Raw genomic sequence first — 15,161 nt, 5'->3', positions numbered from 1 at the left:
AAACTACCGCTCGTTGTGACGGGAGTCGTATGTCAATACCACGCTTGAAATCCTACCTAATAATGTTCGCTGCTGTGCTGATGCTCGGCCAGGTACTCACCGCCCAGGCCGAGGAAGCCCTGCCGGACTTCACCACCCTGGTGGAGCAGGCTTCGCCGGCGGTGGTCAACATCAGTACCAAGCAGAAGCTGCCTGACCGCCGGATCGCGGCAGGTCAGATGCCGGACCTGGAAGGCCTGCCGCCGATGTTCCGTGAATTCTTCGAGCGCAACATGCCACAGCAGCCGCGCTCGCCGCGCGGCGACCGCCAGCGCGAGGCACAGTCGCTGGGCTCGGGCTTCATCATCTCCAGTGATGGCTATGTGCTGACCAATAACCATGTGGTGGCCGATGCTGATGAGATCATCGTCCGCCTGTCGGACCGCAGCGAGCTGCAGGCCAAGCTGGTCGGCACCGACCCGCGTACCGACGTGGCGCTGCTGAAGGTCGACGGCAAGAACCTGCCGACCGTGAAGCTGGGTGATTCCGAGAAGCTCAAGGTGGGCGAGTGGGTACTGGCCATCGGTTCCCCGTTCGGCTTCGACCATTCGGTGACCAAAGGTATTGTCAGCGCCAAGGGCCGGACCCTGCCCAATGACACCTACGTACCGTTCATCCAGACCGACGTTGCCATCAACCCGGGTAACTCCGGCGGCCCGCTGTTCAACATGAAAGGCGAAGTGGTGGGTATCAACTCGCAGATCTTCACCCGTTCTGGCGGTTTCATGGGCCTGTCGTTCGCCATCCCGATCGATGTGGCGATCGATGTCTCCAACCAGCTGAAGAAAGACGGCAAGGTCAGCCGCGGCTGGCTGGGCGTGGTGATTCAGGAGGTCAACAAGGACCTGGCTGAATCGTTCGGCCTGGACAAGCCGGCGGGTGCCCTGGTGGCCCAGGTGTTGGAAGACGGCCCGGCGGCCAAGGGTGGCCTGCAGGTGGGCGACGTGATCCTCAGCATGAACGGTCAGCCAATCGTCATGTCGGCCGATCTGCCGCACCTGGTTGGCAGCCTCAAGGATGGCGAGAAGGCCAAGCTGGAAATCATCCGCAACGGCAAACGCCAGACCCTCAACATCAGCGTCGGTGCACTGCCGGACGACGACGTCGACATCGGCACCGGTGCCGACGGCAGCGCCGAGCGCAGCAGCAACCGCCTGGGGGTATCGGTCGCCGACCTGACCGCCGAGCAGAAAAAATCGCTGGAGCTCAAAGGTGGCGTGGTCATCAAGGAAGTGCAGGATGGCCCGGCAGCCATGATCGGCTTGCGCCCGGGTGATGTCATCAGCCATCTGAACAACCAGGCCATCGGTTCGGCCAAGGAATTCACCGAAATCGCCAAGGAACTGCCGAAGAACCGTTCTGTGTCGATGCGCGTGCTGCGTCAGGGCCGCGCCAGCTTCATCACCTTCAAGCTCGCTGAATAAGCGGTTTCGCAAGGCGAAAGGGCAGCTTCGGCTGCCCTTTTTCATGAATATTCACAATTGCGGGAATGATTGCTGTGTACAGTCGGACAGAGGAATCTCCCATAACCCAGCAGCTTAAGGTACAATTCCCGGCTATTTTTCGGCGGGCGTCCGGCTCGCAGCCTTTTCGAGTGTTGACCCGTGAGTGATTTGAGTCATATCCGCAATTTCTCCATCATCGCCCACATCGACCATGGCAAGTCGACGCTGGCTGACCGTTTCATCCAGATGTGCGGCGGCCTGACGGCGCGCGAGATGGAAGCCCAGGTGCTCGATTCCATGGACCTGGAGCGTGAGCGCGGTATCACCATCAAGGCCCACAGCGTCACGCTTCACTACAAGGCGCAGGACGGCAAGATCTACCAGCTGAACTTCATCGATACCCCCGGCCACGTCGACTTCACCTACGAAGTCTCGCGCTCGCTGGCGGCCTGTGAGGGGGCGCTGCTGGTGGTCGACGCCGGCCAGGGCGTGGAAGCCCAGTCCGTAGCCAACTGCTACACCGCCATTGAGCAGGGCCTGGAGGTCATGCCGGTCCTGAACAAGATGGACCTGCCCCAGGCCGACCCTGACCGTGTCAAGGACGAGATCGAGAAGATCATCGGTATCGACGCCACCGACGCCGTAGCCTGCAGCGCCAAGAGCGGCATGGGCGTGGACGAGGTGCTCGAGCGCCTGGTGCACACCATCCCCGCGCCGAAAGGCGAGATCGATGCACCGCTGCAAGCCCTGATCATCGACTCCTGGTTCGACAACTACCTGGGTGTGGTCTCGCTGGTGCGCGTGCGCCAGGGCCGCGTCAAGAAAGGCGACAAGATCCTGGTCAAGTCCACCGGCAAGGTGCACCTGGTCGACAGCGTCGGTGTCTTCACCCCGAAACATACCCAGACTGCCGATCTGAAAGCCGGTGAAGTAGGCTTCATCATCGCCAGCATCAAGGACATTCACGGCGCCCCGGTTGGCGACACCCTGACCCTGTCCTCGACCCCTGAGGTCGAAGTGTTGCCAGGCTTTAAGAAGATCCAGCCGCAGGTCTACGCCGGCCTGTTCCCGGTCAGCTCCGACGACTTCGAGGATTTCCGCGACGCTTTGCAGAAGCTGACCCTGAACGACTCCTCGCTGCAGTACATGCCGGAAAGCTCCGACGCGCTGGGCTTTGGCTTCCGTTGCGGTTTCCTGGGCATGTTGCACATGGAGATCATCCAGGAGCGCCTGGAGCGCGAGTACGACCTGGACCTGATCACCACCGCACCAAGCGTGATCTACGAGCTGGAGTTGAAAACCGGCGAAACCATCGTCGTCGACAACCCGTCCAAGCTGCCGGACGTCTCGGCTGTAGCCGACTTCCGCGAGCCGATCGTCACCGCGACCATCCTGGTCCCGCAAGAGCACCTGGGCAACGTCATCACCCTGTGCATCGAGAAGCGTGGCGTACAGCGCGACATGCAGTTCCTCGGCAGCCAGGTGCAGGTGCGTTACGACATGCCGATGAACGAAGTGGTGCTCGACTTCTTCGACCGTCTCAAATCCACCAGCCGCGGCTATGCTTCGCTGGACTACCATTTCGACCGCTACCAGTCGGCCAACCTGGTCAAGCTGGATGTACTGATCAACGGCGACAAGGTCGATGCCCTGGCATTGATCGTGCACCGCGACAACGCGGCCTACAAAGGCCGTGCGTTGACCGAGAAGATGAAGGAACTGATCCCTCGGCAGATGTTCGACGTAGCGATCCAGGCAGCCATTGGCGGCCAGATCATTGCGCGGACAACCGTCAAGGCGCTCAGAAAGAACGTACTGGCCAAGTGCTACGGCGGTGACGTCAGCCGTAAGAAAAAGCTGCTGGAGAAGCAGAAGGCCGGTAAGAAACGCATGAAACAGGTGGGCAATGTGGAAATTCCACAAGAAGCCTTCCTCGCCGTGCTCAGGTTGGATAGCTAGGTCCTATGTCGCTAAATTTCCCGCTGTTGCTAGTCATCGCCGTCTTCATCTGCGGTCTGCTGGGCTTGATCGACCTGCTGTTCCTGGCTCCGCGCCGGCGTGCGGCAATCGCCAACTATCAAGGCAGCGTCAGCCAGCCTGAGATGGCGGTGGTCGAACGGCTGAACAAGGAGCCGTTGCTGGTCGAGTACGGCAAGTCGTTCTTCCCGGTGCTGTTCATCGTGCTGGTGCTGCGTTCGTTCCTGGTCGAGCCGTTCCAGATCCCTTCGGGATCGATGAAGCCGACCCTGGAAGTGGGCGACTTCATCCTGGTGAACAAGTTCTCGTACGGCATTCGCCTGCCGGTGATCGACAAGAAGGTCATTGCGGTCGGTGACCCGCAACGCGGGGATGTGATGGTGTTCCGCTACCCGAGCGACCCGAATGTCAACTACATCAAGCGTGTGGTCGGCCTGCCGGGTGACGTGGTCCGCTACACCAACGACAAGCGGCTGTTCGTCAACGGTCAGTCCGTTGCCGAACAACTGGTGGGCAGCGAGCCGGGTACCCTGGGCAGCGCTCAGCTGTACAAGGAAAAGCTCGGCGAGACCGAGCACCTGATCCGCAAGGAAATGAGCCGTTATCGCATGCCGCCGGACCAGCAGTGGACCGTGCCAGCGGGCCATTACTTCATGATGGGCGACAACCGCGACAACTCCAACGATAGCCGTTTCTGGGATGACCCAAACATTCCCAAGGAACTGCACGGCATGGTTCCGGACCGGAACATTGTCGGCAAGGCCTTCGCGGTGTGGATGAGCTGGCCAGAGCCCAAGCTCAGCCACTTGCCCAACCTGTCGCGGGTTGGCCTGATCCATTGATACCCATCGGCGCTGTCCAGCAGGCAGCGCCGAATGCATTTCTGACATAGGCTGTGTTCTCAGGGATCGGGAGATTCGCCGCAGATCGATCGGCGGACCACAGCCAAACAGTCTTTCAGGATGTTGATTTGAACAACGCGTTGAACAACGATCGGGTGGCCGCATGAGTGCTTCCCTTGCCGGTCTGGAGCGAAAGCTCGGTTACACCTTCAAGAACCAGGACCAGATGCTCCTGGCGCTGACCCATCGCAGTTACGCCGGGCGCAACAATGAGCGCCTGGAGTTCCTCGGTGACGCCATTCTCAACTTCGTTGCCGGTGAAGCGCTGTTCGAGCGTTTTCCGCAGGCCCGTGAAGGCCAGTTGTCGCGGCTGCGTGCGCGGCTGGTCAAGGGTGAGACCCTGGCCCGTCTAGCCCGTGGATTTGACCTGGGCGATTACCTGCGCCTGGGTTCCGGAGAACTCAAGAGCGGCGGCTTTCGCCGCGAGTCGATCCTGGCCGACGCCCTGGAGGCACTGATTGGTGCCATCTATCTGGACGCTGACATGGACACCGCCCGGGAGCGCATCCTGGCCTGGCTGGCCGATGAGTTTGAAGGCCTGACACTGGTCGACACCAATAAAGATCCGAAAACCCGCCTGCAAGAGTTCCTGCAGTCGCGCAGCTGTGAGCTGCCGCGTTACGAAGTAGTGGATATCCAGGGTGAACCACACTGCCGGACCTTCTTCGTCGAATGCGAAGTGGTACTGCTGAACAACAAGAGCCGTGGTCAGGGCGTTAGCCGGCGTATTGCCGAGCAAGTCGCCGCCGCGTCTGCACTGATCGCCCTGGGCGTGGAGAATGGCAATGACTGATAGCAACCCGACCCGCTGCGGCTACGTAGCCATTGTCGGCCGCCCCAACGTCGGCAAGTCGACCCTGCTCAACCACATCCTCGGTCAGAAGCTGGCGATTACCTCGCGCAAGCCCCAGACCACCCGCCACAACATGCTCGGCATCAAGACCGAAGGTGATGTGCAGGCGATCTATGTCGATACCCCGGGGATGCACAAGGCCAACGACAAGGCACTGAACCGCTACATGAACCGCAACGCCTCGGCAGCCCTCAAGGACGTCGACGTGGTTATCTTCGTGGTCGACCGTACCAAGTGGACCGACGAGGACCAGCTGGTTCTGGAGCGCGTGCAGTATGTGACCGGCCCGCTGATCATCGCAGTCAACAAGACCGACCGCATGGAAGAGAAAGCCGAGCTGATCCCGCACCTGCAGTGGCTCCAAGAGCAACTGCCGAACGCCGAGGTGATGCCGATTTCCGCGCAGCAGGGGCACAACCTTGAAGCGCTGGAAGCACAGATCGCCAAGCACCTGCCCGAGAACGATCATTTCTTCCCCGAAGACCAGATCACCGACCGTAGCAGCCGCTTCCTCGCCGCTGAACTGGTACGCGAGAAAATCATGCGCCAGTTGGGTGCGGAGCTGCCGTACCAGATCACCGTCGAAATCGAGGAATTCAAGCAGCAGGGTCATGTGCTGCACATTCACGCGCTGATCCTGGTTGAGCGCGACGGCCAGAAGAAAATCATCATTGGTGACAAGGGCGAGCGCATCAAGCGCATCGGGTCCGAGGCGCGCAAGGACATGGAAGTGCTGTTCGATTCCAAGGTCATGCTCAACCTGTGGGTCAAGGTGAAGGGCGGCTGGTCCGACGACGAGCGTGCACTGCGTTCGCTGGGCTACGGCGACCTGTAATTACCTGACCGGTCGGTTATTGCTGTGGGAGCGGGCGTGCCCGCGAATGCGATAGTGGGTTCACTGACGCTTTCGCGGGCACACCCGCTCCCACACGTACATCAGGCTCCAGAGATAGTGCATGGACCAACCCACCCCCCAGCCAGCCTACGTACTGCATAGCCGTGCCTACAAGGAAACCAGCGCGCTGGTGGACTTTTTCACCCCGCAGGGCCGCATGCGTGCCGTGTTGCGTCGCGCACGGGGTAAGGGCGGCAGCCTGGTGCGACCGTTCGTGTCGCTGGAGGTGGAGCTGCGTGGGCGCGGCGAGTTGAAGAATGTCGGCCGCATGGACAGCACCGGCATCGCCGCCTGGCTACACGGCGATGCCCTGTTCAGCGGGTTGTACCTCAATGAGCTGCTGATGCGCCTGCTGCCTGCCGAAGCGCCGTTCCCGGCCCTGTTCGAGCACTACGCCTTGACCTTGCAGGCACTGAGCGCCGGGCGCCCGCTGGAACCCCTGCTGCGCTCGTTCGAATGGCGGCTGCTGGACGAACTCGGTTATGCGTTTTCCTTGCACCATGACGTCGACGAGCAGCCCATTGCCGCCGATGGCCTGTACCGCTTGCGCGTCGATGCCGGCCTGGAGCGGGTAGAGCTGGCGCAGCCCGGTTTGTTCCGTGGCACCGAACTGCTGGCCCTGGCCCAAACCGACTGGGACGCCCCTGGCGCCTTGCTTGCCGCGAAGCGGCTGATGCGCCAGGCACTGGCGGTTCACCTGGGGGCAAAACCGTTGGTCAGCCGGGAACTGTTTCGCAAGCGCTGATCAGGACGTATGCTGTTGGGCTCAATCTTCAGGAGAGCCTTTCGTGACTCACAGCAACCGCATGCTTCTTGGCGTAAACATCGACCACGTGGCGACCCTGCGCCAGGCCCGTGGCACGCGCTACCCTGACCCGGTCAAGGCAGCCCTGGACGCCGAGGAAGCAGGCGCCGATGGCATCACCGTGCACCTGCGTGAAGACCGCCGGCACATCCAGGAGCGTGATGTCTTGCTGCTCAAGGATGTGCTGCAAACCCGCATGAACTTCGAGATGGGCGTCACCGAAGAGATGATGGCCTTTGCCGAGAAGATTCGCCCGGCGCACATCTGCCTGGTTCCCGAAACCCGTCAGGAGCTGACCACCGAAGGCGGCCTGGATGTGGCGGGGCAGGAAGCGCGGATCAAGGCTGCAGTGGAACGGCTGGCGCGTACCGGTGCCGAGGTGTCGCTGTTCATCGACGCCGACGAGCGGCAGATCGAGGCCTCGCGTCGGGTTGGCGCACCGGCCATCGAGCTTCACACTGGTCGTTATGCCGATGCCGAAACCCCTACCGAAGTGGCTGAAGAGCTCAAGCGGATCGTCGATGGTGTGGCGTTTGGCGTGGGGCAGGGGCTGATCGTCAATGCGGGTCACGGGCTGCACTACCACAACGTCGAGGCGGTGGCGGCGATCAAGGGTATCAATGAGCTTAACATTGGCCATGCACTGGTGGCGCATGCCCTGTTTGTCGGCTTCAAGGCTGCTGTGGCTGAAATGAAGGCGCTGATCGTGGCGGCTTCGCGCTGATTGTTGGTCGCCTGTACCGGCCTCTTCGCGGGCTTGCCCGCTCCCACAGGGGCTGCACAGCCTCAAGGCCTGCGGGGTACCTGTGGGAGCGGGCAAGCCCGCGAAGAGGCCGGTACAGGCGGCCGATCACTCGGCAGGAAACACCAAGGTAAACCGGGTAGGCCCCAGGGGGCAGCTGCTCACCTCGACCCGCCCGCCATGCAACTGCATGATCGACTTCACGATCGCCAACCCCAACCCGGTCCCGCCCTCCAGCCGCGAGCGCCCCGAACCTACCCGGTAAAACCGCTCGAACAAGCGCGACTGTTGCTCTTCAGCCACCCCCGGCCCCTGGTTCTCCACGGATAGCCGTACTTCGCTGCCCGAGCGTTCGATGCGCAGAGCTATGGGTTTACCCTCCGGACTGTGCCGTATGGCGTTGCTCAACAGGTTCGACAGTGCCCGCTGAAACATCAGCCGGTCTCCCTGCGCTGTTCCCCAGCCCTGAACACTTAGCTCAATCTCTTTCAGCTCGGCACTGTAGGCAAACAGCTCGACAACCCGCGCTGCCTCGTCGGCCAGCGCCAAGGGCTTCAATGCGACCTGCGTATGCGGCTGGCTGACTTGGGCAAGAAACAGCATGTCGTTGATGATGCGGTTGAGCCGGGTCAGCTCTTCGATACTGTCTTCCAGCACTTCCCGATAGTTGGCGTTGTCCCGCTCACGGGCCAGTGTCACCTGCGCCTTGCCCATCAGGTTGCCCAAGGGTGTACGCAGTTCATGGGCCAGGTCGTCAGAGAACTGCGACAACTGCCTGACACCTTGGTCGAGGCGGTCGAGCATCACGTTGATACTGCCGGCCAGTTCCGCCAGTTCCTGTGGCAAGCAGGTAGCGGGCAGGCGATGCTGCAGGTCCTGGGCCGACACCTGCCCGGCAATGCGCCGGAAGTGCCGCAACGGTTTCAGGCCGCGCTGCATCAGCCACCATGCCCCCGCACCAATCAAAACCAGTAGCAGTGGCAATGCGAGCAACGTGGAGTGCAGGTAGGCTTGCAGCAGGGCGTTGTCGTCGGCGCGGTTGAGCGACATCATCACCTTGACGGGGGTGTTGTCGCGCAGGCGCATCAGCCGGGTAACGGTGAGGATCTGGTTACCGCCGCTGTCACGCCAGGCGTGAAAGGCCAGGCGCGCATCGGTGTGCAGTTCACCGACCCGCGATTCCAGGGCCGGGCCGAGGCTGAGCAGGTGGGGGTGGCGGCCGTCGAGGGCCAGTACACTGAGGCTCAGGTTGTCATGCCCCATCACCAGATCCAGCAGTGGATGGGCGCGGCTGCCCAGGTCCTCGCTGCGCAGGTCGACACGCAGGTTGTGTTCGACCTGAAGCATCTTGCGCGCCAAATCCTTGCGCGCGCGGCTGTCCAGTTCGTGATCCAGGGCAAACACGGCCAGGCAGGCCAGCAGCAGCACCAATGCGGCGCCCATCAATGTAACGCTCAGGCCCAGGCGTAACGACAGGCTGGCGTTTTTCAAAGGCGAGCCTCAAGTACGTAGCCCACACCACGCAGGGTATGGATCAGCTTGTTGTCGAACGGGTCGTCGATCTTCGCCCGCAGGCGCCGGATCGAGACCTCGACCACGTTGGTGTCGCAGTCGAAGTTCATGTCCCACACCAGTGAGATGATCTGCGTGCGCGACAACACTTCGCCAGTCTGGCGCATTAGCAGGTGCAGCAGGGCGAACTCCTTGGCGGTCAGGTCGATGCGTTGCCCGGCGCGGTAGGCGCGGTGGCGGCCGGGGTCCAGCTCCAGGTCAGCGACGCGCAGGGTGCTGGGTTGCAGTTGCTGGTCGTTGCGGCGCAGCAGGCTGCGGATGCGCGCCAGTAGCTCAGGAAACTCAAAAGGTTTGAGCAGGTAGTCATCCGCGCCCAGGTCCAGGCCTCTTACCCGATCGGCCAAGCGACCGTGGGCGGTAAGCATCATGATGCGGGTGGCCGATTCGGCACGTAGCCGCTGCAGCACGGTCCAGCCATCGATTTCGGGCAAGTTGACGTCGAGGATGATCAGGTCATAGGCCTGTTGGCGGGCCAGGTGCAGGCCGTCGGTGCCTGTGCGGGCGCAGTCGACCACGTAACCGTTTTCGCGCAGGCCTTGTTGCAGGTAGTCGGCGGTACGCAGCTCGTCCTCGATGATCAGTAGGCGCATTGGGGGCTCGGTGTGTTGAAAGGGGGCGATTCTTGACCCTGTAGTGACATCAGGGTCAAGGGCCCCCATGTTACGGCATGAAAAAAGGCCTGCGATGCAGATAACGGATTTGTAATTCTGCTGTTATCTGGCGGTCTGTTCGGGCCTCTTCGCGGATAAACCCGTTCCTGTAGGAGTGGGTTTACCCGCGAAGAGGCCCGAACAGTCCACACAAGGCCACATTGCAGGACTGTAATCCCCGCCTCACCTTGCCGTTAGCCAGCCCTCGCTAGGATGGCCGTGTCCGATCGGTTACTACGAGGCAAACACGATGAACCTGACCAAATACCTGCTGTTGGCCACCCTTGCCCTGGGCAGCGCCAGTGTTTATGCCGAGGGCGGTGCGGAGCGCTCCAGGCAGTTCTGGCAAGCCTTCCGCGAAGACCAGCAGCGACTGCACGGCGACAAGCAACAGGCTGTTGCAGAGCGCGAGCGCAATGCGCAAGAGAAGGCGCGTGAGGTGGCCAAGGATTGAGGTAACAACACCTGCGCCGCGACGGCTCCTCGACGCAGGTGTATTCAGGCGCCCGTGCGGGCGCCTTTTTTATTTGCGCGCCAGCAGGGTGGCGCGGCGTGGGGCTGGCAGGCCTTCGACGGTCTTGCTGTGGTCGTTCGGGTCGAGGAAGTCGCTCAGCGACTGGTAGCGCATCCATTCGGTGCTGCGCTGTTCCTCGACGCTGGTCACGCTTACGTCGACGCAGCGCACATCGCTGAAGCCGGCACGGCGCAACCAGCGGGCCAGCGCCGGTACCGACGGCAGGTACCAGACATTGCGCATCTGTGCGTAGCGGTCCTCAGGCACCAGCACCTGGTTTTCGTCGCCCTCGATAACCAGCGTTTCCAGCACCAGCTCGCCACCTTTGACCAGGCAGTCCTTGAGCGCCAGCAGGTGCTCGATGGGCGAGCGGCGGTGATAGAACACGCCCATGGAAAACACGGTGTCGAAACCTTCCAGGTTGGCGGGCAGGTCTTCCAGGGCGAATGGCAGGTGCCAGGCCGGCAACTCCGGCAGGTACTGCTGCACGGCCTGGAACTGGCAGAAGAACAGCCAGTTGGGGTCGACCCCGATCACCATGTCCGCGCCGGCACCGAGCATGCGCCACTGGTAGTAGCCATTGCCACAGCCCACGTCGAGTACGCGCTTGCCCTTGAGGTCCAGGTGCGGGCCAACCCGCGACCACTTCCAGTCCGAACGCCATTCGGTGTCAACGTGCACGCCAAACAGGTCGAACGGCCCTTTGCGCCAAGGCGACAGGCCCATCAATGCCTGGCGCATCTGCGCGCGGGTGGCGTCGTCGCACTCGCAATCCAGACGTAACCCGTTGACCAGGTCGATTTCACTGGGTTGCAGGGCGGGCAGGGCTTCCAGCGCCCCGCGCCAGCGGTCGAGGTCACCGTGGCCCTTTTCCAGCTTGGCGTCCAGTTGCGCTTGCAGGCCTTGCGACCAGGAAGCCAGGGGCGTGCCCACCAGGCGGCGGACGAGGGGAGACAGATCGATCATGGCAGGGCTATCAACGAGGCGAAGTTAAGGCATTGGAACCAAGGCACCACTTTCGAGAAGCCGGCTGCGCGCAGGCGTTCCTGGTGGGCTTCGAGTGTATCGGGCTTCATCACGTTCTCGATGGCGCTGCGCTTCTGGGCGATCTCCAGTTCGCTGTAGCCATTGGCCCGTTTGAAATCCAGGTGCAGTTCATTGAGCAGGTCCTGCTCTTGCTCATCGGCAAAGCGCAGCTTCTCCGAGAGAATCAGTGCGCCGCCGGGCAGCAGCGCCTGACGGATGCGCCCGAGCAGTTCAAGGCGCTGGTCAGGGGCGATGAACTGCAGGGTGAAGTTCATCGCCACTACCGAGGCGGGCTCGAAGGGCAGGGCAAGGATATCGGCTTCCAGCACGTGCACCGGCAGCAACTCCTGGAACATCGAATCTTGTGCAGTGAGGTACTGGCGGCAGCGCTCGACCATGGCGGCGGAGTTATCCACCGCGATTACCCTGCAGCCGTCGCTGCGTACATGGCGACGCAGCGACTGGGTAACGGCACCCAGCGATGCGCCCAGGTCGTACAGCGCGGTGCCTGGCTGGGCGAACCGAGCGGCCAGCACGCCGAGGTTTTCGACAATGGTTGGGTAACCGGGCACCGAGCGCTTGATCATGTCCGGGAACACACGCACGACGTCCTCGTTGAAGACGAAGTCGGGCACCTGCTCCAGGGGTTGGGAGAAAAGGCGGTCGGGTTGTTTGCTCACGGCGAATCCAGGCGGCTGGTGATAGGCAGGGGGCGCATTCTAGCCAAACCGCAGCCTGGATGCATGGTTGGCTGACCAGCGCTTTGCGTTCAATTGACCCGAATGGCGCAATCGAAGGTCTGCACGGGGCGCACTTCCGGGGCCCAGGGTTGCTGGTAGACCAATACCAGGTTCCCTTCGCCTGTCGCGCGGGCCTGGAAGCGCCAGGTCGACATGCCCGAGCTGCCGACGATACCGGTGTCTTCAGGCGCGCTGTAAACCTCGGGACCAAGACTTTGCAACACGTTGGGCGCCGGATTCTGTACCAGCCAGCGGTAGCCGGTGGTGGGGTTGCTGGGCAGGGTTAGCGTCAGGATCTGACCGACCTGCAGGCGCTTGGGGCATTCGCTTTCGGCGTCCAGGTCAACGGGCTGCGAGGATTGTTGCGCGCAGGCAGAAAGCAGGGCGAAGCTCAGGGGAACGAGCAGACGAGGAGAGGTCATGGTGGCTCCGAAGGCTGGCGATGGCCTGAGGATAACCGATGATCGAGGAAATTTGTGTTGCCTGTGCCGGCCCCTTCGCGGGCAAGCCCGCTCCTGCAAGGGTTCCCTGTAGGAACGGGCTTGCCCGCGAAGAGGCCGGTTCAGGCTAGAACAGCACTTTCGCCACGTCGGCAAAGCGCTTGGCGAAGTGCACTGTCAGCCCTTCGCGCAGGTACTCCGGCAGTTCTTCGAAGTCGCCGCGGTTAGGCTCCGGCAGGATCAGTTCGAAAATCTTCTGCCGCCGCGCAGCAATCACTTTCTCGCGCACGCCGCCAATCGGCAGTACCTGGCCGGTGAGGGTGAGCTCGCCCGTCATGGCGACACCTTTTTTGGCAGGCTGGTCGCGGGCCAGTGAAAGCAAAGCGCTGGCCATTGTGATGCCGGCACTCGGGCCGTCCTTGGGCGTGGCGCCTTCGGGTACGTGCAAGTGGATGAACGCTTCGTTGAAGAAACCTGTATCCCCGCCAAATTGTTTGAGGTTGGAGCTGATGTAGCTATAGGCAATTTCGGCAGACTCCTTCATCACGTCACCCAGCTTGCCGGTCAGCTTGAAGCCTCGGTTGTGGGTGTGGATGCGGGTCGCCTCGATCGGCAGCGTGGCACCGCCCATGCTGGTCCAGGCCAGGCCGGTGATCACGCCTTTGCCAGCCAGTACCTGTTCGCTGCGGAACACCGGCATGCCGAGCGCGGTTTCCAGGTCCTTGGCGCCGATCTTCAGCTTGGCTTCGGGGTTCTCCAGCAGCTTGACCACAGCTTTGCGCACCAGTTTGCCCAGTTGCTTCTCCAACTGGCGCACGCCGGCTTCGCGGGCATAGCCGTCGATCACCAGGCGCAGGGCGCTGTCGCTGATGCTGAGGCTGGTCTTGGAAACGCCGGCCTTTTCCAGTTGCTTGGGCCACAGGTGGCGCTTGGCGATGGTCAGTTTCTCTTCGGTGATATAGCCGGACAGGCGGATCACTTCCATGCGGTCGAGCAACGGCCCGGGTATTGAATCAAGGGTGTTGGCAGTGCACACGAACAACACCTTGGACAAGTCCAGGCGCAGGTCGAGGTAGTGGTCGAGGAAGTCGACGTTCTGCTCGGGGTCGAGGGTTTCCAGCAACGCTGATGCCGGGTCACCTTGGTAGCTCTGGCCCATCTTGTCGATTTCGTCGAGCATGATCACCGGGTTCATCACTTCGACGTCTTTCAGGGCCTGCACCAGCTTGCCGGGCTGGGCGCCGATGTAGGTGCGGCGGTGGCCCTTGATCTCGGCTTCATCACGCATGCCGCCGACGCTGAAGCGGTAGAACGGCCGGCCGAGCGATTCGGCGATGGACTTGCCGATGCTGGTCTTGCCCACCCCGGGCGGGCCCACCAACAGCACGATCGAACCGCTGATTTCGCCTTTCCAGGCGCCCACGGCGAGGAACTCGAGGATGCGCTCCTTGATGTCGTCGAGGCCGGAATGGTACTGGTCGAGGACTTTGCGCGCATGCTTGAGGTCGAGCTTGTCTTTGCCGTACACGCCCCACGGCAGGGCGGTGGCCCATTCCAGATAGTTGCGGGTGACGGCGTATTCGGGCGAGCCGGTTTCCAGGATGGCCAGTTTGCCCATCTCTTCATCGATGCGCTTGCGTGCCTGGGGCGGCAGGGTCTTGCCTTCCAGGCGCTGTTCGAACTGTTCGAGGTCGGCGCTGCGGTCGTCCTTGGTCAGCCCCAGCTCCTGCTGGATGACCTTGAGTTGTTCCTTCAGGAAGAATTCGCGCTGGTGCTCGCCGATCTGCCGGTTGACCTCGGCCGAGATCTCGTTCTGCAAGCGCGCGACTTCCACCTCTTTGCGCAGCATTGGCAGTACCTTTTCCATGCGTTTGAGCATGGGCACGCAATCGAGCACTTCCTGCAACTGGTTGCCGGTGGCCGAGGTGAGCGCGGCGGCGAAGTCGGTGAGCGGTGAAGGGTCGTTGGGGCTGAAGCGGTTGAGGTAGTTCTTCAGCTCTTCGCTGTACAGCGGGTTGAGCGGCAGCAGCTCTTTGATCGCGTTGATCAGTGCCATGCCGTAGGCTTTGACCTCGTCGGTCGGCTCGGCGGGCTGGCGCGGGTATTCGACTTCGACCAGGTAGGGCGGGCGGTGGTGCTTGAGCCAGTTGCGGATGCGCACCCGGGACAGGCCCTGGGCGACGAACTGCAATTTGCCGTTTTCGCGGCTGGCATGGTGCACCTTGACCAGCGTGCCGTACTGCGGCAGTGCCGAGGTGTCGAAGTGGCGGTGGTCTTCTGGCGGGGTGTCCATGAAGAACAGCGCCAGGCAGTGGTCCGGTGACTTGGCCACCAGGTCGAGCGTTTCGGCCCAGGGTTCTTCATTGACGATGACCGGCAGTACCTGGGCCGGGAAGAACGGGCGGTTGTGGATCGGGATGACGTAGACCTTGTCCGGCAGCTGCTGGCCGGGCAGGGCGAGGGCGTGGCCGGCTTCGGCCTGGAGGGTGTGTTCGACTTCGCTGTGTTCGTCAGGGTGTTCGGGGAAATCCTGCTGGTCGCTCATGGGGCACCTGCGTGAA

14 protein-coding genes are annotated in these 15,161 nt (G+C 62.2%); 8 read left to right on the top strand and 6 right to left on the bottom strand.

Going from position 1 to position 15,161, the window contains the following annotated elements; genetic code table 11:
• Positions 1 to 62 precede the first annotated feature (62 nt).
• The 7 genes from ACF8EF_RS22125 to pdxJ all read left to right on the top strand — a co-directional run bounded on the left by ACF8EF_RS22125 (position 63) and on the right by pdxJ (position 7,640).
• Positions 63 to 1,463, top strand: a complete 1,401-nt coding sequence (locus ACF8EF_RS22125; protein WP_370844091.1) for a DegQ family serine endoprotease — start codon at positions 63 to 65, stop codon at positions 1,461 to 1,463.
• 180 nt (positions 1,464 to 1,643) lie between these two features.
• On the top strand, positions 1,644 to 3,443 hold the full coding sequence (gene lepA, locus ACF8EF_RS22120) for a translation elongation factor 4 (RefSeq protein ID WP_176682684.1): 1,800 nt from the start codon (positions 1,644 to 1,646) through the stop codon (positions 3,441 to 3,443).
• 5 nt (positions 3,444 to 3,448) lie between these two features.
• A complete protein-coding gene (gene lepB, locus ACF8EF_RS22115; protein WP_176682685.1) occupies positions 3,449 to 4,303 on the top strand; it encodes a signal peptidase I in 855 nt (284 codons plus the stop codon).
• Positions 4,304 to 4,466: 163 nt separating this feature from the next.
• Positions 4,467 to 5,156: a ribonuclease III gene (gene rnc / locus ACF8EF_RS22110; protein WP_003252059.1), complete on the top strand. Its 690-nt coding sequence runs from the start codon at positions 4,467 to 4,469 to the stop codon at positions 5,154 to 5,156.
• Entirely contained in the window at positions 5,149 to 6,051 is a 903-nt protein-coding gene (gene era, locus ACF8EF_RS22105) for a GTPase Era (RefSeq protein WP_003252061.1), read from the top strand. The genes rnc and era overlap by 8 nt, the downstream gene beginning before the upstream one ends.
• Positions 6,052 to 6,172: 121 nt before the next feature.
• A complete protein-coding gene (gene recO, locus ACF8EF_RS22100; protein ID WP_176682686.1) occupies positions 6,173 to 6,856 on the top strand; it encodes a DNA repair protein RecO in 684 nt (227 codons plus the stop codon).
• A 61-nt stretch (positions 6,857 to 6,917) separates the two neighbouring features.
• Positions 6,918 to 7,640 carry a pyridoxine 5'-phosphate synthase gene (pdxJ, locus tag ACF8EF_RS22095; protein ID WP_218115272.1) on the top strand — a complete coding sequence of 241 codons (723 nt, stop codon included), beginning with the start codon at positions 6,918 to 6,920 and terminating at the stop codon, positions 7,638 to 7,640.
• A gap of 126 nt (positions 7,641 to 7,766) precedes the next feature.
• Here pdxJ and ACF8EF_RS22090 read toward each other — a convergent pair whose 3' ends face one another.
• Positions 7,767 to 9,149, bottom strand: coding sequence for a heavy metal sensor histidine kinase (locus tag ACF8EF_RS22090; RefSeq protein WP_392460544.1), 1,383 nt, complete (start codon positions 9,147 to 9,149; stop codon positions 7,767 to 7,769).
• The gene (locus ACF8EF_RS22085; RefSeq protein ID WP_176682688.1) at positions 9,146 to 9,820 is read right to left on the bottom strand and encodes a heavy metal response regulator transcription factor; all 675 of its coding nucleotides are present in this window, start codon (positions 9,818 to 9,820) and stop codon (positions 9,146 to 9,148) included. Before ACF8EF_RS22085 ends, ACF8EF_RS22090 begins: the two co-directional genes overlap by 4 nt.
• Positions 9,821 to 10,130: 310 nt before the next feature.
• Here ACF8EF_RS22085 and ACF8EF_RS22080 point away from each other — a divergent pair, with 310 nt between their 5' ends.
• The gene (locus ACF8EF_RS22080; RefSeq protein WP_176682689.1) at positions 10,131 to 10,334 is read left to right on the top strand and encodes a hypothetical protein; all 204 of its coding nucleotides are present in this window, start codon (positions 10,131 to 10,133) and stop codon (positions 10,332 to 10,334) included.
• A 69-nt stretch (positions 10,335 to 10,403) separates the two neighbouring features.
• On the opposite strand, the gene cmoB is transcribed toward ACF8EF_RS22080, so the two are convergent.
• The 4 genes from cmoB to lon all read right to left on the bottom strand — a co-directional run bounded on the left by cmoB (position 10,404) and on the right by lon (position 15,145).
• Positions 10,404 to 11,360: a tRNA 5-methoxyuridine(34)/uridine 5-oxyacetic acid(34) synthase CmoB gene (gene cmoB / locus ACF8EF_RS22075; protein WP_392460542.1), complete on the bottom strand. Its 957-nt coding sequence runs from the start codon at positions 11,358 to 11,360 to the stop codon at positions 10,404 to 10,406.
• The gene (gene cmoA / locus ACF8EF_RS22070) at positions 11,357 to 12,100 is read right to left on the bottom strand and encodes a carboxy-S-adenosyl-L-methionine synthase CmoA (protein WP_021785730.1); all 744 of its coding nucleotides are present in this window, start codon (positions 12,098 to 12,100) and stop codon (positions 11,357 to 11,359) included. The genes cmoB and cmoA overlap by 4 nt, the downstream gene beginning before the upstream one ends.
• An 89-nt stretch (positions 12,101 to 12,189) precedes the next feature.
• Entirely contained in the window at positions 12,190 to 12,582 is a 393-nt protein-coding gene (locus ACF8EF_RS22065) for a protease inhibitor I42 family protein (RefSeq protein WP_176682691.1), read from the bottom strand.
• 145 nt (positions 12,583 to 12,727) lie between these two features.
• A complete protein-coding gene (gene lon / locus ACF8EF_RS22060; RefSeq protein ID WP_176682692.1) occupies positions 12,728 to 15,145 on the bottom strand; it encodes an endopeptidase La in 2,418 nt (805 codons plus the stop codon).
• Positions 15,146 to 15,161: the final 16 nt, after the last annotated feature.

It is taken from the genome of Pseudomonas sp. zjy_15 (assembly GCF_043101865.1).
GTDB lineage: Bacteria > Pseudomonadota > Gammaproteobacteria > Pseudomonadales > Pseudomonadaceae > Aquipseudomonas > Aquipseudomonas putida_Y.
The sequence above is the reverse complement of the archived record's forward strand: the minus strand, read 5'-3'. Positions and strand labels throughout refer to the sequence as shown.

Bases quoted from the DNA above. Each gene is read 5' to 3' on its own strand.
- ACF8EF_RS22125 (WP_370844091.1), top strand. From the start codon at position 63: ATGTTCGCTGCTGTGCTGATGCTCGGCCAGGTACTCACCGCCCAGGCC.
- lepB (WP_176682685.1), top strand. From the start codon at position 3,449: ATGTCGCTAAATTTCCCGCTGTTGCTAGTCATCGCCGTCTTCATCTGC.
- rnc (WP_003252059.1), top strand. From the start codon at position 4,467: ATGAGTGCTTCCCTTGCCGGTCTGGAGCGAAAGCTCGGTTACACCTTC.
- era (WP_003252061.1), top strand. From the start codon at position 5,149: ATGACTGATAGCAACCCGACCCGCTGCGGCTACGTAGCCATTGTCGGC.
- recO (WP_176682686.1), top strand. From the start codon at position 6,173: ATGGACCAACCCACCCCCCAGCCAGCCTACGTACTGCATAGCCGTGCC.
- pdxJ (WP_218115272.1), top strand. From the start codon at position 6,918: ATGCTTCTTGGCGTAAACATCGACCACGTGGCGACCCTGCGCCAGGCC.
- ACF8EF_RS22085 (WP_176682688.1), bottom strand. From the start codon at position 9,820: ATGCGCCTACTGATCATCGAGGACGAGCTGCGTACCGCCGACTACCTG.
- ACF8EF_RS22080 (WP_176682689.1), top strand. From the start codon at position 10,131: ATGAACCTGACCAAATACCTGCTGTTGGCCACCCTTGCCCTGGGCAGC.
- cmoB (WP_392460542.1), bottom strand. From the start codon at position 11,360: ATGATCGATCTGTCTCCCCTCGTCCGCCGCCTGGTGGGCACGCCCCTG.
- ACF8EF_RS22065 (WP_176682691.1), bottom strand. From the start codon at position 12,582: ATGACCTCTCCTCGTCTGCTCGTTCCCCTGAGCTTCGCCCTGCTTTCT.
- lon (WP_176682692.1), bottom strand. From the start codon at position 15,145: ATGAGCGACCAGCAGGATTTCCCCGAACACCCTGACGAACACAGCGAA.